Source organism: Kosakonia oryzae (assembly GCF_001658025.2).
GTDB lineage: Bacteria > Pseudomonadota > Gammaproteobacteria > Enterobacterales > Enterobacteriaceae > Kosakonia > Kosakonia oryzae.
Window position 1 is genome coordinate 4305711 of record NZ_CP014007.2, and the last position, 16283, is coordinate 4321993.

At 55.5% G+C, this 16283-nt stretch carries 14 protein-coding genes; 5 read left to right on the forward strand and 9 right to left on the reverse strand.

Going from position 1 to position 16283, the window contains the following annotated elements; translation table 11 throughout:
* Positions 1-233: 233 nt before the first annotated feature.
* A complete protein-coding gene (phoE, locus tag AWR26_RS20480) occupies positions 234-1331 on the forward strand; it encodes a phosphoporin PhoE (protein ID WP_064568333.1) in 1098 nt (365 codons plus the stop codon).
* A 142-nt stretch (positions 1332-1473) separates the two neighbouring features.
* Here phoE and crl read toward each other — a convergent pair whose 3' ends face one another.
* From crl to gpt, 3 genes are all read right to left on the reverse strand, one after another.
* The gene (gene crl / locus AWR26_RS20485) at positions 1474-1872 is read right to left on the reverse strand and encodes a sigma factor-binding protein Crl (protein ID WP_064568334.1); all 399 of its coding nucleotides are present in this window, start codon (positions 1870-1872) and stop codon (positions 1474-1476) included.
* Positions 1873-1929: 57 nt separating this feature from the next.
* Complete coding sequence (gene frsA, locus AWR26_RS20490; RefSeq protein WP_064568335.1) at positions 1930-3174, reverse strand: esterase FrsA; 1245 nt, start codon at positions 3172-3174, stop codon at positions 1930-1932.
* Between the two features lie 107 nt (positions 3175-3281).
* Entirely contained in the window at positions 3282-3740 is a 459-nt protein-coding gene (gene gpt / locus AWR26_RS20495) for a xanthine phosphoribosyltransferase (protein WP_003863205.1), read from the reverse strand.
* 259 nt (positions 3741-3999) lie between these two features.
* On the opposite strand from gpt, the gene pepD reads away from it, so the two are divergent.
* On the forward strand, positions 4000-5457 hold the full coding sequence (gene pepD, locus AWR26_RS20500; RefSeq protein WP_064568336.1) for a cytosol nonspecific dipeptidase: 1458 nt from the start codon (positions 4000-4002) through the stop codon (positions 5455-5457).
* Between the two features lie 35 nt (positions 5458-5492).
* Here pepD and dinB read toward each other — a convergent pair whose 3' ends face one another.
* Positions 5493-6548, reverse strand: coding sequence for a DNA polymerase IV (dinB, locus tag AWR26_RS20505; protein ID WP_064568337.1), 1056 nt, complete (start codon positions 6546-6548; stop codon positions 5493-5495).
* A gap of 352 nt (positions 6549-6900) precedes the next feature.
* Between dinB and dpaA the strand changes: the two genes are divergently transcribed.
* Entirely contained in the window at positions 6901-7638 is a 738-nt protein-coding gene (dpaA, locus tag AWR26_RS20510; protein WP_064568338.1) for a peptidoglycan meso-diaminopimelic acid protein amidase, read from the forward strand.
* Here the strand turns inward: dpaA and AWR26_RS20515 are convergent.
* Entirely contained in the window at positions 7609-8376 is a 768-nt protein-coding gene (locus AWR26_RS20515) for a class II glutamine amidotransferase (protein ID WP_007373313.1), read from the reverse strand. The two genes, dpaA and AWR26_RS20515, sit on opposite strands and share 30 nt — an antisense overlap.
* Positions 8377-8526: 150 nt before the next feature.
* Entirely contained in the window at positions 8527-9108 is a 582-nt protein-coding gene (gene lpcA / locus AWR26_RS20520) for a D-sedoheptulose 7-phosphate isomerase (RefSeq protein ID WP_007373312.1), read from the reverse strand.
* 236 nt (positions 9109-9344) lie between these two features.
* On the opposite strand from lpcA, the gene fadE reads away from it, so the two are divergent.
* On the forward strand, positions 9345-11792 hold the full coding sequence (fadE, locus tag AWR26_RS20525; protein ID WP_064568339.1) for an acyl-CoA dehydrogenase FadE: 2448 nt from the start codon (positions 9345-9347) through the stop codon (positions 11790-11792).
* A 111-nt stretch (positions 11793-11903) separates the two neighbouring features.
* Positions 11904-12674 carry an amidohydrolase gene (locus AWR26_RS20530; RefSeq protein WP_064568340.1) on the forward strand — a complete coding sequence of 257 codons (771 nt, stop codon included), beginning with the start codon at positions 11904-11906 and terminating at the stop codon, positions 12672-12674.
* A 163-nt stretch (positions 12675-12837) separates the two neighbouring features.
* On the opposite strand, the gene AWR26_RS20535 is transcribed toward AWR26_RS20530, so the two are convergent.
* The 3 genes from AWR26_RS20535 to AWR26_RS20545 are packed head-to-tail and all read right to left on the reverse strand — an operon-like array spanning position 12838 to position 16268.
* The gene (locus AWR26_RS20535) at positions 12838-14439 is read right to left on the reverse strand and encodes a gamma-glutamyltransferase family protein (RefSeq protein ID WP_064568341.1); all 1602 of its coding nucleotides are present in this window, start codon (positions 14437-14439) and stop codon (positions 12838-12840) included.
* A 9-nt stretch (positions 14440-14448) separates the two neighbouring features.
* Positions 14449-15324 carry an ABC transporter permease gene (locus AWR26_RS20540; RefSeq protein ID WP_064568342.1) on the reverse strand — a complete coding sequence of 292 codons (876 nt, stop codon included), beginning with the start codon at positions 15322-15324 and terminating at the stop codon, positions 14449-14451.
* The gene (locus AWR26_RS20545) at positions 15324-16268 is read right to left on the reverse strand and encodes an ABC transporter permease (protein WP_064568343.1); all 945 of its coding nucleotides are present in this window, start codon (positions 16266-16268) and stop codon (positions 15324-15326) included. Before AWR26_RS20545 ends, AWR26_RS20540 begins: the two co-directional genes overlap by 1 nt.
* Positions 16269-16283: the final 15 nt, after the last annotated feature.

Consider the following 16283-nt stretch of genomic DNA (forward strand, 5'->3'; position numbering starts at 1 on the left):
GTCGCGGCGATTGCCAACCGTCAGTGCAATCAGGCCACTTTTTTGTTGCGCGGGATCAGCAAGCGTAACGGTAGATTTTGACGTTTTTATTGCAAACACACTAAAACACAACTTTTTAAAAATATTCTTAATTTGTCATAAATGTTTAATTTCAGAGCGATAAAACCCTTCCTGTTTTTTCACGGGGTATATGCCCAGCGAATATTAGCGCGTTAGTTAAATCAGGAATCAAAATGAAAAAGAGCACTCTGGCATTAATGGTAATGAGCGTTGTCGCTTCTGCATCCGTTCACGCAGCGGAAGTTTATAACAAGAACGGCAACAAGCTGGATGTGTACGGCAAAGTGAAAGCCATGCACTACTTCAGCGACGATACCAGCAACGACGGTGATAAAACTTATGTTCGTTTCGGTTTCAAAGGCGAAACGCAGATTAACGATCAGCTGACCGGTTTTGGTCGTTGGGAAGCCGAATTTGCCGGTAACAACGACGAAACCAACAATAACAATGCAACATCCAGCCAGAAAACCCGTCTGGCATTTGCTGGCCTGAAAATGAAAGACGTCGGTTCTATCGACTACGGTCGTAACCTGGGCGTGCTGTACGACGTGGCAGCCATAACCGATATGTTCCCGGAATTCGGCGGTGACGGTCTGGCCCGTACCGATAACTTCATGACCAAACGTACCTCTGGCGTTGCTACTTACCGCAACACCGACTTCTTTGGCATGATCGACGGTCTGAACATGACCCTGCAATACCAGGGGAAAAATGAAAGCAGCCGCGCTGTTAGCAAACAAAACGGCGACGGCTGGGGCACTTCTCTCTCCTATAACTTCGGCGGCAGCGCGTTCAGCCTGATTGGTGCCTATGCTAACTCTGACCGTACCACCGCGCAGAACGCCGCAGCGTTTGGTCGCGGCGAGAAAGCCGAAGCCTGGGCAACCGGCGCGAAATACGACGCCAATAACCTGTATATCGCTACTATGTACGGCATCGCCTACAACATGACGCCAGTATCTGCCGCATCTTCTACCGGTCTGGGCTCAGGTTTTGCTAACAAAACCGAGAACTTCGAAGCGGTTATCCAGTATCAGTTCGACTTCGGCCTGCGTCCGTCCCTGGGCTATGTGATGACCAAAGGCAAAGATCTGGAAAAAGGGATTGGCGACGAAGATCTGGTTAACTACATCGATGTTGGCGCAACTTACTACTTCAACAAAAACATCTCTGCGATGGTGGATTACAAAATCAACCAGCTAAAAGACGATAACAAACTGGGTCTGGCGAATGACGACGTTGTTGCCGTTGCCGTGACCTACCAGTTCTAAGTTTTTGAACCCTTAACACCCTCGTTATATTAATGCCCTCGACTGAGGGCATTTCTTTAATCTGATTCAGGTTACAAGCTGGCCTGGGTCAGAAACCCGATACGTGAAAGGCGATCGGGCTTTTTTTTATTCAGGGGGGAATTTACGCGGGGAGTTTCAATGACTCTTTGAAATTATCGGCAGGTTCCAGCTTCAACTCTAAGGACGCCAGCATCGTACGCGCCCGTTCGTGAAAATCACGTAGCGTCTGTTCGAGGCGATCGACCACTTCCTGATCTTTAATTGCCGTCGGCTTCCAGTGCCCTTCTTTATCAAACAGACCAAACTGATAACGGTAGGTAAAACGTTTTTCTTGCGCTTCCATTTCCATCCACCATCCCCAAAACTCGCGTTTCTCCGGCGCTGGTTTTACGTTGACGCAAACAGCCAGGCAATCAAAGAAAAAGCGGTTATCTTCGCACTGCTCTTCGCGGATATAAGGCCCAAGCGCAGTAAATTTTTTAACCAGTCTGCTTTTCGGATGTCCACTCGGTAACGTCATTGCGATCTCCTTTTGTGAAGCAACTGTTTTACCAAATCAATAGAATTTATCAATCTATTAACGGAAATGATGGTTGATCCATCCGGTTATTTGCTCCAACGCCTTATCAAAATTGCGATAGACCGGATTGAAGGGGATCTCCAACAGTTTGCCTTCACTCGATGACGTACTGATTAAACGCGACTCCTCTTCCGGGCTGAACGGATCGTTTTGCCAGAAACCAGAAAGCATCGGCGTTGGGCAACGCCGTCCGAGCAAGCCCTGAGTTTTCAGGGAGTAGCGATTCAACTCAACGCGCAGCGCTTCATCGGAAGCATCATGCATCCCCAGACGGCTGGCCAGCACATCAAGATACATTTCCGGAACCTGCCCCTGGCGTAACGGCTCGTTAAGCAGCGAATGCACTATCGGCCCCAGACACGCCACCGCTTTCAGGCGCGGCGCTTCCAGATAAGCCAGGCGTACCGCTACGTTTGCGCCAAAACGGAAGCCAAACGCCGCGACCCGCGTATGATCGACCCACGGAACATTCGGCAGCGCTTTTAAAACGTGCTGATGCAGCAGACTCGAATCCTGGGTTAATTTCCATTTCGACGAAAAGCCGACAGAAGGCATATCCAGCGTCAACATCGCCATTCCCTGCGGAGCGAAGTAACGCTCATAGAGGGTGTAGTAATCGATTTGCAGGCCATCCAGCCCGCCGCACATTAATACCGTCGGGAAAGGACCGTCGCCAGGGGGCATATGCAAAAAACCGGTCACTGGCGAACCGCCCGGAATGCTGAACTGCATCTCTTTGAGCGCCCCAGGCAGGCGCTGCGCCGCCTCTTCATAGGCGCGATTCGCCAGCGCCTGCGCCTGCTCGGCCAGCACATCGCCCTTGATGTGCGGATAAGCTGCCAGGCTGTACAGGCTGGAGGCTCGCAGCCAGTGGCGACCGCTCTGCGTCGTTTCCTGCTCCTGCATCGCCTTTTGCTGCCACAGCATCGCCTGCGTGGACCATTCGTAAATCCAGTTACCGCTGCGGTAACCCACCACCGTATCGTAGAGTTCCGGATCGGTGCGCTCGGCCTGGCTTATCACAATGCGCGACTGTACTTCGAGGATCTCGCGGGCATCAATACCGCGCCAAATCCACATTAAGCGGTTGAGCATGCGATACCAGTGCAGGACGTTTTTACCGTCCAGCGTTGATAAGATCTGCGGCTGCGTGCCAGCGTTGAACCGACGTACCAGCGTTGATGTTTCCGGATGCTTGAAACGGGGTTTGAACAGGGTTTCGCTAAGATTGGCTTGTGACATCGCACGCAGCCTCCATGTATCTATCACTGGAGGTTATTGTAACCTGAGGTGCGACAAAATGAACAACGCCCGGTAGAACCGGGCGTTAGCAGAACGTGCGGGGGGAATTAACGGCCGCTGATAGGCGGAACGAAAACCACGCCCATATCCCACGGCTGTTCAATCCAGGTATCCTGTGGAATATCAATAACATAATCATCAACCAGCGGGCGACCTGCCGGTTTGGCGAAGATGGTGACAAAGTGCGCTTTCGGATACATTTCACGAATGGCTACCGCAGTACCGCCTGTGTCAACCAGATCGTCAATCACGATAAAACCTTCACCATCGCCTTCCGCACGTTTCAGCACTTTTAATTCGCGCTGGTTATCGTGGTCGTAGCTGGAGATGCAAACGGTATCAACATGACGAATGCCCAACTCACGCGCCAGTAATGCACCCGGTACCAGACCGCCGCGGCTTACGGCGATAATGCCTTTCCATTGTTCTGAAGGCATCAGTCGGGCAGCCAGTTTGCGTGCGTGAATCTGCAACATGTCCCAGGTGACGACGTATTTTTCGCTCATGTGAAGTGTCCCAGCCCGTGTTTTACGGCTTAAAAAGTATTCCAGGGGAAAATAGGTTGCGCGAGATTATAGAGATCTGCGGCACTAAAAACCAGTATTACCCGGCATTAGCGGCGCTTTTTCCACGTTTACAGGCTCGCAGTCTGGCAAGAAAGTGTTATTCTCAACGCCATCTCGCAAGGCGCTCTTGCGATGCCCGTTTATTTAACCCTGTGACCTGCAAGGTAAGTTTCGCAGGCTCTTTGTAAGGAGACTCATCGTGTCTGAACTGTCTCAACTATCGCCACAACCGCTGTGGGATATTTTTGCCAAAATCTGTTCTATTCCTCACCCGTCCTACCATGAAGAACAACTCGCCGAACATATTATGGGCTGGGCGAAGGAAAAAGGTCTCCACGCAGAGCGCGACCAGGTGGGCAACATTCTGATCCGCAAACCGGCCACCGCCGGCATGGAAAATCGCAAACCGGTCGTATTGCAGGCGCACCTGGACATGGTGCCGCAGAAAAATAACGACACCGTTCATGACTTCACCACCGATCCGATTCGCCCTTATATCGATGGCGAATGGGTTAAAGCGCGCGGCACCACGCTCGGCGCGGATAACGGCATCGGTATGGCCTCTGCGCTGGCCGTTCTGGCCGATTCCACCGTGCAACACGGCCCGCTGGAAGTGCTGCTGACCATGACCGAAGAAGCGGGTATGGACGGCGCGTTTGGTTTGCAGGCCAACTGGCTGCAGGCAGACATTCTGATTAACACCGACTCTGAAGAAGAGGGTGAGATCTACATGGGCTGCGCGGGCGGGATCGATTTTATCACCACCCTGCCGCTGACCCGCGAAGCCGTACCGGCCGGTTATGAAACCTTCAAACTGACGCTGAAAGGCCTGAAAGGCGGCCACTCCGGCGCGGAAATTCATGTCGGTCTGGGCAACGCCAATAAACTGCTGGCGCGCTTCCTGGCCGGACATGCGGCGGAACTGGATCTGCGTCTGCTCGATTTCACTGGCGGCACCCTGCGCAATGCGATCCCGCGCGAAGCGATTGCCGTAGTCGCTGTTCCGGCCGCTAACGCCGCGCAGCTCAAAACGCTGGCCAGCACGTATCAGGCAATCCTGAAAAACGAGCTGGAGATGAAAGAGAAGAACCTGGTGGTGCTGCTGGAAAGCGCAAGCAGCGATAAATCCGCGCTGACCACGGCTTCCCGCGACACGTTTGTTCGCCTGCTGAACGCCACGCCAAACGGCGTCATTCGTAACTCCGACGTGGCAAAAGGCGTGGTTGAAACCTCGCTGAACGTCGGCGTGGTTACCCTGCAGGACGACAGCGCGGAAATCATCTGCCTGATCCGTTCGCTGGTTGATAGCGGTAAAGATTACGTGGTGAGCATGCTGGAATCGCTGGGCGCGCTGGCTGGCGCGAAAACGGCGCCGAAAGGCGGCTACCCGGGCTGGCAGCCGGATGCGCATTCGCCGGTAATGGCGCTGGTGCGTGAGACTTATCAGCGTTTGTTCAACAAAACGCCGAACATTCAGGTGATCCACGCAGGTCTGGAGTGCGGTCTGTTCAAAAAACCGTACCCGAACATGGACATGGTCTCCATTGGGCCAACCATTACTGGCCCGCACTCTCCGGATGAGCAAGTGCATATCGAAAGCGTGGGCCACTACTGGACGCTGCTGACCGAGCTGCTGAAAGCGATTCCGGCGAAATAAGCCCGCTGTCCGCGCCGCCCGGCGCGGACATTCATTTATAACCCCAGCACCAGTTGCCGCTCCAGTTGCGGATCCAGCAACGTCACATGCAGCCCTACCAGCCGCACACCGCGCCCGCCGCGACGCTCATCCCACGTTTTCCGCGCCGTTGCCAGCAGATCCTCTTTATTTAAGCGCGGCCAGACATGTTCCTGGGTAGTGAGCTGAAAATCATTAAACTTCAGCTTTACGCCCTGGCGGGCAATCAGCAGATCCGGCTTCACTTTGGCCAGCCGTCGCTCCAGCTCCGGGTATAAATGCTCAATAATCGCTTCGCACTCTTCCCAGTGGTGAATATCGTCTGCCAGCGTGCGCTCCACGCCGACGGATTTACGTAACCGCTCGCTACTGATTTCCCGCTCATCAATGCCCTGGCTGCGCTCCCACAAAATACGGCCAAATTTACCAAAGCGTTTAAGCAACATCGCCAGATCGCTGCGCTGCACATCTTCACAGGTGCGCAGCCCCAGCGTCTCCAGTTTTGCCGCCGACACTTTGCCGACGCCCGGAATCTTGCTTAGCGGCAGCGTGCGGAGAAATTGCGGAACGTCCGCTGGCGTGATCACGTACTGGCCGTTGGGTTTATTGAGATCGGAGGCAATTTTGGCGAGAAACTTTACCGGCGCCACGCCCGCCGAAGCCGTTAGCTGCGTTTCATTAAAAATAGTCTGGCGGATCTCCTGCGCCATCAGCGTTGCTGAGCCGTAGCAGTGCGGGCTGTCGGTAACATCCAGATAGGCTTCATCCAGCGAAAGCGGTTCAATCAATGTCGTGTAGCGGGAAAAGATCTCGCGGATCTGATTTGACGCTTCTTTATAAGCATCAAAACGGCCGGGCAGCAGAGTAAGGTGAGGACAAAGTTTCAGCGCCATTGCCGTGGGCATTGCGCTGCGCACGCCGAATTTACGCGCCGGATAATTGGCGGTGCTGATAACGCCACGCTTAACGCGGCTGCCGCCAATGGCAATGGGGATGTCGCGCAGGGCGGGGTTATCGCGCATCTCGACCGCCGCGAAAAAGCAATCCATATCGACATGTATGATTTTGCGCATGCGTACGCCCTCACAGAACACTGGATAAGTATACAGCACAGTCCAGTGAAATGAGAAGCCAGTGCGTAAAACCGCCGAAAAGAGGGTAATTTGATGGTTACTTCTGCCGTTTTAGTTTCATAATAACCCCCAGCTAAACGGCCAGGTGTTTGAAACGCAAAACAGAACACAATTTGCGCAATGGCGAAAATATCGCCAAAAAAAGATGAAGCGTGAAGGATGGACTCTATTCTGGCTTGCGAAAAAATGCCGTAATGCTAATGTGGGCGCTCCGAAACAGATTAGTCTGAATTTTGGGCATCTTTTGCCGTCCTGGCAATGTGGTATTCGCTTTATCAAGGAAACAAGTTGTATGCGCAAAATCGCATTGTTTATTGCGATGCTTCTGATCCCGTGCGTCTCGTTCGCTGGCTTAATGGGCAGCAACAGTTCGATTACGCCGGTAAGCAAAGAATATAAGCAGCAGTTAATGGGGTCGCCGGTTTATATCCAAATCTTCAAAGAAGAGCGCACCCTTGATCTCTACGTCAAAATGGGCGAGCAATACCAACTGCTCGACAGCTATAAAATCTGCAATTACTCCGGCGGTCTCGGCCCGAAACAGCGCCAGGGCGATTTTAAAAGCCCGGAAGGGTTTTACTCCATTCAGCGTAATCAGTTGAAGCCGGACAGCCGCTTCTACAAAGCGATCAACATTGGTTTTCCGAATACCTATGACCGCGCCCACGGCTATGAAGGCAAGTACCTGATGATCCACGGTGCCTGCGTCTCGATTGGCTGCTATGCCATGACGGATTCGAACATTGATGAGATCTTCCAGTTTGTAACTGCCGCGCTGGTCTTTGGGCAGCCGAACGTGCAACTGAGCATCTATCCGTTCCGCATGACCGACGCCAATATGCAGCGTCACAAATATTCGACCTATGCGGATTTCTGGAAACAGCTGAAGCCGGGTTACGACTATTTTGCTACCACCCACCAGCCGCCGGTTGTCTCGGTTGTGGATGGTCGCTACGTCGTCAACAAGCCGCTGAACACCGCCGTTCAGCCACAGTTGGCGTCAAACTACACGCTCCCCCAGGCAAAATAATGCCCACTCGCCTGGCATAATCTTTTGCCAGGTTTCGTTGCCGGTTAACGGCTGAGTGGCGATCACGGTAACCACATCGTTTGGTGTGGTTTCCCGCTGAAAATCAATTTCAACGTCCTGATCCAGCAGCTTCGCCACACCAAACGGCGCACGGCGGGTGATCCAGAACAGATTCGTCGAGCAGAACGCCATCACGTAGCGCCCGTCCGATAACAGCATATTGAAAACGCCCTTCTCGCGCAGTTGCGTTGCCAGCGAGGCAATGTACTTAAACACAGCCGTCATATTGCCCGGCGTGCGCGGATAACGTTCCGTAAGCTTATGCAGCAACCAGCAGAACGCTTTTTCGCTGTCGGTTTCGCCAATCGGGCGAAAATTGCCGGTCTCCAGCGATTTATAGCCGCTCAGTTGGCCGTTATGTGCGTAAGTCCAGTTGCGGCCCCACAGCTCGCGGGTGAACGGATGGGTATTTTCCAGCGCCACTTCGCCACGGTTAGCCTGGCGAATATGCGCCACTACCGAGCGGGACTTGATCGGATAGTCCTGCACCAGCTTCGCGATCGGGGAGTTAAAACTCGGTTGCGGATCTTTGAACGTGCGACAGCCCTTGCCCTCATAAAAAGTGATGCCCCAGCCGTCTTTATGCGGCCCGGTTCCACCACCGCGCTGGACAAGCCCGGTAAAACTAAAACAGATATCGGTCGGCACATTGGCGCTCATACCGAGCAGTTCGCACATACTCACCCCCAAAAACGCCTTAATTCTGGGAAGGCGTAATTGTTGCAGCCAGGTTGAACAGGGACAGCGCGGAAAAACCGGAGCGTACACAGAGTACGTGAGGATTTTGAGCACTGCCCAGGTGCAAAATGGCAAATAAAATAGCCTTCCTTAAGCCTTAACCATCTCTTTTTCGATCAGCTGAATCAGGATATGAATCACTTTGATATGGATCTCCTGAATACGATCAGCATAACCGAAATGCGGCACACGAATTTCAACATCCGCTGTACCCGCCATTTTGCCACCATCTTTACCGGTCAGAGTGATGACTTTCATCCCCTTCTCACGCGCTGCCGCCACCGCTTTGATCACGTTGCCGGAGTTGCCGGAAGTGGAAATACCCAGCAGCACGTCGCCTTCACGGCCAACCGCTTCCACGTAGCGGGAGAAGACGTAGTCGTAACCGAAGTCATTACTCACGCAGGAGAGATGGCTGACGTCGGAGATAGCAATCGCCGGATAGCCAGGACGGTTTTCACGGTAGCGACCGGTTAACTCTTCCGCAAAATGCATGGCATCGCAGTGAGAACCGCCGTTACCGCAGGACAACACTTTACCACCCGCTTTGAAACTGTCCGCCAACAGCACCGCCGCGCGCTGAATCGCGTGAATATTGGCTTCATCTTTCAAGAAATTCGCCAGCGTTTCCGCCGCTTCGTTCAGTTCGTTACGAATCAGATCCTGGTACATGAGGATATCCTTCAGCATAGATGTAAATAACACTGCGCAGTGTACCGGATAGGATCCGGAGCGAGAAGCTAAAGCCACGGCACCTGCGCGTTTTCGTTTTCCGTGCGCAAAATCCCCCCAACAATGTGAACCAGGTTGTAATTATTTTGTAAACACATTGCTAAAAGAAATCTCATCCACTACAACCATAACATCACAAGTGGTCAGACCTCCTACAAGACAGGGAGCTTTTTTCTATGATGATTTTGAGCCTTATCGCAACAATCGTTCTCCTCGGTGTGCTGTTTTATCACCGGGTCAATCTGCTCCTGAGCAGCGTGATTTTACTGGCGTGGACTGCCGCGCTGGGCGTTATGGGGCTGTGGTCCATCTGGGTGCTGCTGCCGCTGGCGATCATTCTGGTGCCGTTCAACCTGCCGCCAATGCGCAAGGCACTGATTTCCGCGCCGGTATTTCGCGGTTTCCGCAAAGTGATGCCGCCGATGTCGCGTACCGAAAAAGAAGCGATCGACGCGGGTACGACCTGGTGGGAAGGCGATCTGTTTCGCGGTAACCCGGACTGGAAAAAGCTGCACAACTATCCGCAGCCGCGCCTGACCGCTGAAGAACAAGCCTTTATCGACGGCCCGGTGGAAGAAGCCTGCCGCATGGCGAACGATTTCCAGATCACTCATGAAATGGCCGATCTGCCGCCTGAACTGTGGGCATTCTTAAAAGAGCACCGCTTCTTCGCGATGATTATCAAGAAAGAGTACGGCGGTCTGGAATTCTCTGCTTATGCGCAGTCCCGCGTGTTGCAAAAACTCTCCGGCGTCTCAGGTATTCTTGCCATCACCGTCGGCGTGCCGAACTCTTTAGGCCCTGGCGAACTGCTGCAACACTACGGCACGGAAGAGCAAAAAAATCATTATCTGCCGCGCCTGGCGCGTGGTCTGGAGATCCCCTGCTTTGCGCTGACCAGCCCGGAAGCGGGTTCCGATGCGGGCGCAATCCCCGATACCGGCGTAGTCTGCATGGGCGAATGGCAGGGCGAGCAGGTGCTCGGCATGCGTCTGAGCTGGAACAAACGCTATATCACGCTGGCGCCGATTGCCACCGTACTCGGCCTGGCTTTTAAACTTTCGGATCCAGAAAAACTGCTGGGCGGCGAAGAAGAGCTGGGCATCACCTGTGCGCTGATCCCGACATCAACGCCGGGCGTGGAAATTGGCCGTCGTCACTTCCCGCTGAACGTTCCATTCCAGAACGGGCCAACCCGCGGCGACGATATCTTTGTGCCGATTGATTACATTATTGGCGGGCCGAAAATGGCCGGTCAGGGCTGGCGTATGCTGGTGGAATGTCTGTCGGTCGGTCGCGGTATTACCCTGCCGTCTAACTCCACCGGCGGCCTGAAATCTGTCGCGATGGGGATTGGCGCTTACGCCCATATTCGCCGCCAGTTCAAAGTACCAATCGGCAAAATGGAAGGTATTGAAGAGCCACTGGCGCGCATCGGCGGTAACGCTTACGTGATGGATGCGGCCGCCTCGCTCATCACCTACGGCATTATGCTCGGCGAAAAACCGGCGGTGCTTTCCGCTATCGTGAAATATCACTGCACCCACCGTGGCCAGCAATCCATTATTGATGCGATGGATATTGCCGGCGGTAAAGGCATTATGCTCGGCGAAAGCAACTTCCTGGCACGAGCCTACCAGGGTGCGCCGATTGCTATTACCGTCGAAGGCGCAAACATCCTGACCCGCAGCATGATGATCTTCGGCCAGGGCGCGATCCGCTGCCATCCGTATGTGCTGGAAGAGATGGCCGCCGCGCAGAATAATGATGTGGACGCTTTCGATAAACTGCTGTTTAAACACATCGGCCATGTCGGCAGTAATAAAATGCGCAGCCTGTGGCTTGGCCTGACGCGCGGTTTAACCAGCGCCGCGCCGACCCGCGACGTCACCAAACGTTACTACCAGCATCTGAACCGCCTGAGCGCCAACCTTGCGCTGCTGTCTGATGTCTCAATGGCGGTGCTGGGCGGTAGCCTGAAACGCCGCGAGCGTATCTCCGCCCGTCTGGGGGATATTCTCAGCCAGTTGTTCCTCGCCTCTGCCACGCTGAAACGTTATGACGATGAAGGCCGCCAGGAAGCGGATCTGCCGCTGGTACACTGGGGCGTTCAGGACGCGCTGTATCAGGCGGAACAGGCGATGAGCGATCTGCTGGAGAACTTCCCGAATCGCTTCGTCGCGGGCGCATTAAGCCTGGTGATTTTCCCGACCGGTCGCCATTACCGCGCACCGTCGGATAAGCTGGACCACAAAGTGGCGAAGATCCTGCAAACACCGAGCGCCACCCGCTCCCGCATCGGGCGCGGCCAGTATCTGACGCCGAGCGAGCACAACCCGGTGGGCCTGCTGGAAGAGGCGCTGGTCGATGTGATGGCAGCCGATCCGGTTCACCAACGCATCTGCAAAGCGCTGGGCAAAAACCTGCCGTTTACTCGCCTCAATGATCTCGCCCAGCAGGCGCTGGCAAGCGGGTTGATCACTGCGGAAGAAGCGGCGCTGCTGAGCAAAGCGGAAGTCAGCCGCCTGCGCAGTATCAACGTTGATGATTTTGCGCCAGAGGCGCTGGCAACGCAGCCGGTAGTCAAGGCGCCGGAAAAGCTGCGTAAACCGGAAGCGGCCTGATGCGGTAATAGCCTGAAAGCATTCTTCCCTTACCAAAACCCGCAACTGCGGGTTTTTTTCTGTCTTTGCATGCTACAGTGTGCAAATGCTGTCTTACGGGGAGTCAACACTGTGCCTGGTTTGAAAATTACACTGTTACAACAACCGTTAGTCTGGATGGATGGGCCTGCAAATTTGCGCCATTTCGACATCCAGCTGGAGGGCGTTACTGGCCGGGATGTCATTGTCCTGCCCGAAATGTTCACCACCGGCTTTGCGATGGAAGCGGCAAAACAGTCCATGTCGCAAGACGATGTGGTGGCATGGATGCAAAGTAAAGCCCGCCAGACCAATGCGCTGATTGCGGGCAGCGCCGCGCTGCAAACGGACCGCGGGCCGGTAAACCGTTTTCTGCTGATTGAGCCGGAAGGCAAAGTGCATTTTTACGATAAGCGCCATCTGTTCCGCATGGCCGAAGAGCACCATCACTACGAAGCCGGAAATGAGCGCGTGGTATTTGAGTGGCGCGGCTGGCGAATTCTGCCGCTGGTTTGCTACGACCTGCGCTTCCCGGTGTGGTCGCGCAACCGCAACGATTACGATCTGCTGCTCTATGTTGCTAACTGGCCTGCGCCGCGCTCGCTGCACTGGCAGTCGCTGCTGGTGGCGCGCGCCATTGAAAACCAGGCATGGGTGGCGGGCTGTAATCGCGTCGGCACCGACGGCAACGGTCATCACTACCGTGGCGACAGCCGGGTGATCAGCCCGCAGGGCGAGATTATCGCCACCGCCGAACCGCACCTGGCAACGCGCATCGACGCCGAAATGTCGCTCAGCGCATTGCAGGAGTATCGCGCGCAGTTCCCGGCCTGGCAGGATGCCGATCCGTTTACGCTCGATTAACGCAAGGGTTGTGGTGTTACAGGCCGGGTAAGCAAAGCGCTATCCGGCCTTTTTATTTGCCGCGAGGTTCTGCCCGGTGGTGCGATGCTTACCGGGCCTACAGGTCTGAAGATCGAAGAGCATCATGGGCCGGATAAGCCAGGCTCCATCCGGCATCATTCCCTTAACTGACTAACGCTTGCCCATCTTTGCGGCTTTCAGTCGCTGCAACGTAGTGCCCTTCCGGCAGGCGATAGATCACCTGCGCGCCACCGAAATGATAGCCTTCCAGCGGATCTTCCACCGTAATCCGGTGTCCGCGCGCGCGCAGCCCGGCAATCAGATTGCGTTCAAACGTCGCTTCCACGACCACGTCCCGGCCTTTCACCACGCGCCAGCGCGGCGCATCGATCGCCGCCTGCGGGTTCTGCCCGTGCAGCATAATACGCAGCGCCATCTGCATATGGCCTTGCGCCTGCATCGGCCCGCCCATCACGCCGAAAGACATCAGCGGTTTGCCGTCTGCCCCCATCGCAAAGCCAGGGATAATGGTGTGTAACGGACGCTTGCCGCCCGCCAGCGCATTCGGGTGTTGCGGATCGAGCACAAAACCACAGCCGCGGTTTTGCAGGCTGATACCCGTTTCGGGCACCACGACGCCGGAACCAAAGCCCATATAGTTGGATTGAATAAACGATACCATCATGCCGCTGGCATCCGCCGTGGAGAGGTACACCGTGCCGCTTTGCGTCGGCGAACCGTAAACAAAATCGGAGGCCTTCTCCGGGTCGATTAGCGCCGCGCGAGCTTTTAAATAGTCGTCGCTGAGCAGCAGGTCGGCGGCGAATTCCAGATGATCGGTATCCGCGACGTAACGATCAAGATCGGCCAGCGCCAGCTTCATCGCTTCAATCGACAGATGCAGCGACTGCACCGAATCCGGGTCATAGCGGCCAATATCGCAGTGCTCAAGAATGCCGAGCGCAATCAGCGTCGCAATCCCCTGCCCGTTCGGTGGCAGCTCCTGTACTGAACCACCGGCAAACGCCTTCGAGAGCAGCGGAACCCAGTCGGCTTTATGGTTTGCCAGATCCGCTTCGCTCAGGTGCGCCCCATGCTCTTTCGCGAAAGCGGCGATTTTCTGTGCCAGTTCACCGCGATAAAACGCTTCGCCATTGGTCTGCGCAATCAACTCCAGCGTTTTCGCCTGCGCCAGGTTACGGAAGATTTCGCCGATCTTCGGCGCGCGCCCTTCCGGCGCAAAACAGGCGCTAAAACCCGGTTGATCTTTTAACCTGTTATAGCCGCGCTGCCAGAGCTCACCAATCAGTGGCGAAACCGGAAAACCGTTACGGGCATACTCGATCGCCGGCTGCGCCAGCGTGGTCAGCGGCAGCGAACCGAAACGTTCGGCCAGCGCCACCCAGCCGGAAACCGCGCCCGGTACGGTAACGGCATTCCAGCCCAGCTCCGGCACCGCATCAAGGCCAGCAAACATATCTGCATTCCAGCTTGCCGGTGAGCGGCCGGAGGCGTTCAGACCGTGCAATTCTTTGCCATCCCAGACAATGGCAAACGCATCGCTGCCAATGCCGCAGCCGGTCGGCTCCACCACCGTCAACGCCATCGCCGTGGCAATTGCCGCATCCACCGCGTTCCCCCCGAGCGCCAGCATGCGCATGCCAGCCTGCGCCGCCAGCGGCTGAGAGGTGGCAACCGCGTTGTGTCCCATCATCGGTGCGCGGTATGAGGCATAACCTACTTTAAAATCAATCGCTTTCGTCATCGAGACTCCTTAGTCGTGGCGTGGATCGAGCGCATCGCGCAGCCCGTCGCCGAGTAGATTAAATCCCTGTACGGTGAGAAAAATCGCTACACCGGGGAAAATAGACATCCAGGGCGCCTGCTCCAGAAAACCTTTGGCGGTATTCAGCATCGCGCCCCAGGAGGGATACGGCGGCTGCTGGCCGAGGCCGAGAAAAGAGAGGCTGGCTTCGGTGATGATCGCCGAGGCAATCGCCAGCGTTGCCTGCACGAGGATCGGCGACATCACATTGGGCAGCACATAGCGCAGGATTATCCAGCGATCCGGCAGGCCAATCGCCCGCGCCCCGTCGATATACTCTTCGTTGCGAATGGCGATCACCTGGCCGCGCGTCAGACGAGCGAAGATCGGCATCGCCGACAGGCCAATGGCGATCATTGCATTACTCAGGCTTGGGCCAAGAAACGCGCCGAGAGCGATCGCCATGATCAAAAACGGACAGGCCAGCAGCGCTTCGATAAAGCGTGAAATCACCCCATCCCAGATCCCCTGGAAATAACCGGCCAGCAGGCCAAGCGGCACGCCAATCACCACCGCAATCAGCACTGAGATACAACCGGCCAGCAGCGAGGTGCGCGCACCCCAAACCATGCGCGACAGAATATCGCGCCCCAGTTCGTCGGTGCCGAACCAGTACAACTCAGAGGGCGGTTTACGCACCGCCAGAAAGTTCGCTTTTACCGGATCGAACGGGGCGATCCACGGCGCCAGCAAGGCGATCAGCACAAAGATGCCGACAATCACCGCGCCAATCATCGCGCTTTTGTTAGCGAGGAATTTCTTCAGTACCCGGTTTTCCGTACGCGGCAGCGACGCCGCCACGCCCGTAGTGGTCAGTTCTGCCATTATTCGCTCCGCATTTTCGGGTTAATCAGCACGTACAGCACATCGGCCAACAGGTTGAGCAACAGAAAACCAATCGCCACCACCAGCACCACGCCCTGCACCACCGCGTAATCACGGTTAAACACGGAATCGACAATCATTTTGCCGAAGCCGGGAATGGTAAATACCTGCTCGGTCAGCACCGCACCGCCCAACAGTTCGCCAAACAGCAGTGTGGTCAGGGTGATCACCGGCACCAGCGCATTACGAAATGCATGCTTCATGATCACCGTTTTTGGCAGCAGCCCCTTCGCCCTGGCGGTACGGATGTAATCCGCTTTCAGGACCGCAATCATGGATGCGCGGGTGTGACGCATTAAGGTGGCCGCCAGCCCGGTGCCAAGCACCAGCGAAGGCAGCAGCAAAGTGCGCAGGTTCTGCAGCGGATCTTCGCTGAAGGGGACAAAACCCGACGCAGGCAGCCATTGCAGATTGACGGAGAAAATCAGGATCAGCAAAATCCCCAGCCAGAAGTGCGGCACTGAGATGCCGGAGATGGCGACAAAGTTAGTGCCGTGATCGATCCAGCTATTCTTGTTCACTGCCGCCATGATCCCCATGCTGATGCCGAACAGCAGCGCGAAGATCATCGCCAGCAAGGACATCTCCAGCGTAACGGGCAGTTTGGTGGCGATCAGATGCGTCACCGTCTCCTGAGTGCGTAAGGAGACGCCAAGATCCCCCTGCAAGGCGCGGGTAAGCCAGTGGAAATATTGCACCGGAATCGGCGCATCCAGATTCAGCTCCGCGCGTAGCTGGGCGATCACTGCCGGATCGCGCTCTTCCCCGAGCATGGCCGTCAGCGGATCGCCGGGCAGCAGCTTTTGCAGCCCGAAGACCATCATACTGACCATCAACAACGTCGGGATGGCGAGCAGCAGGCGTTTGCATATCAATTCCAGCATGGTATCTCCTTACAA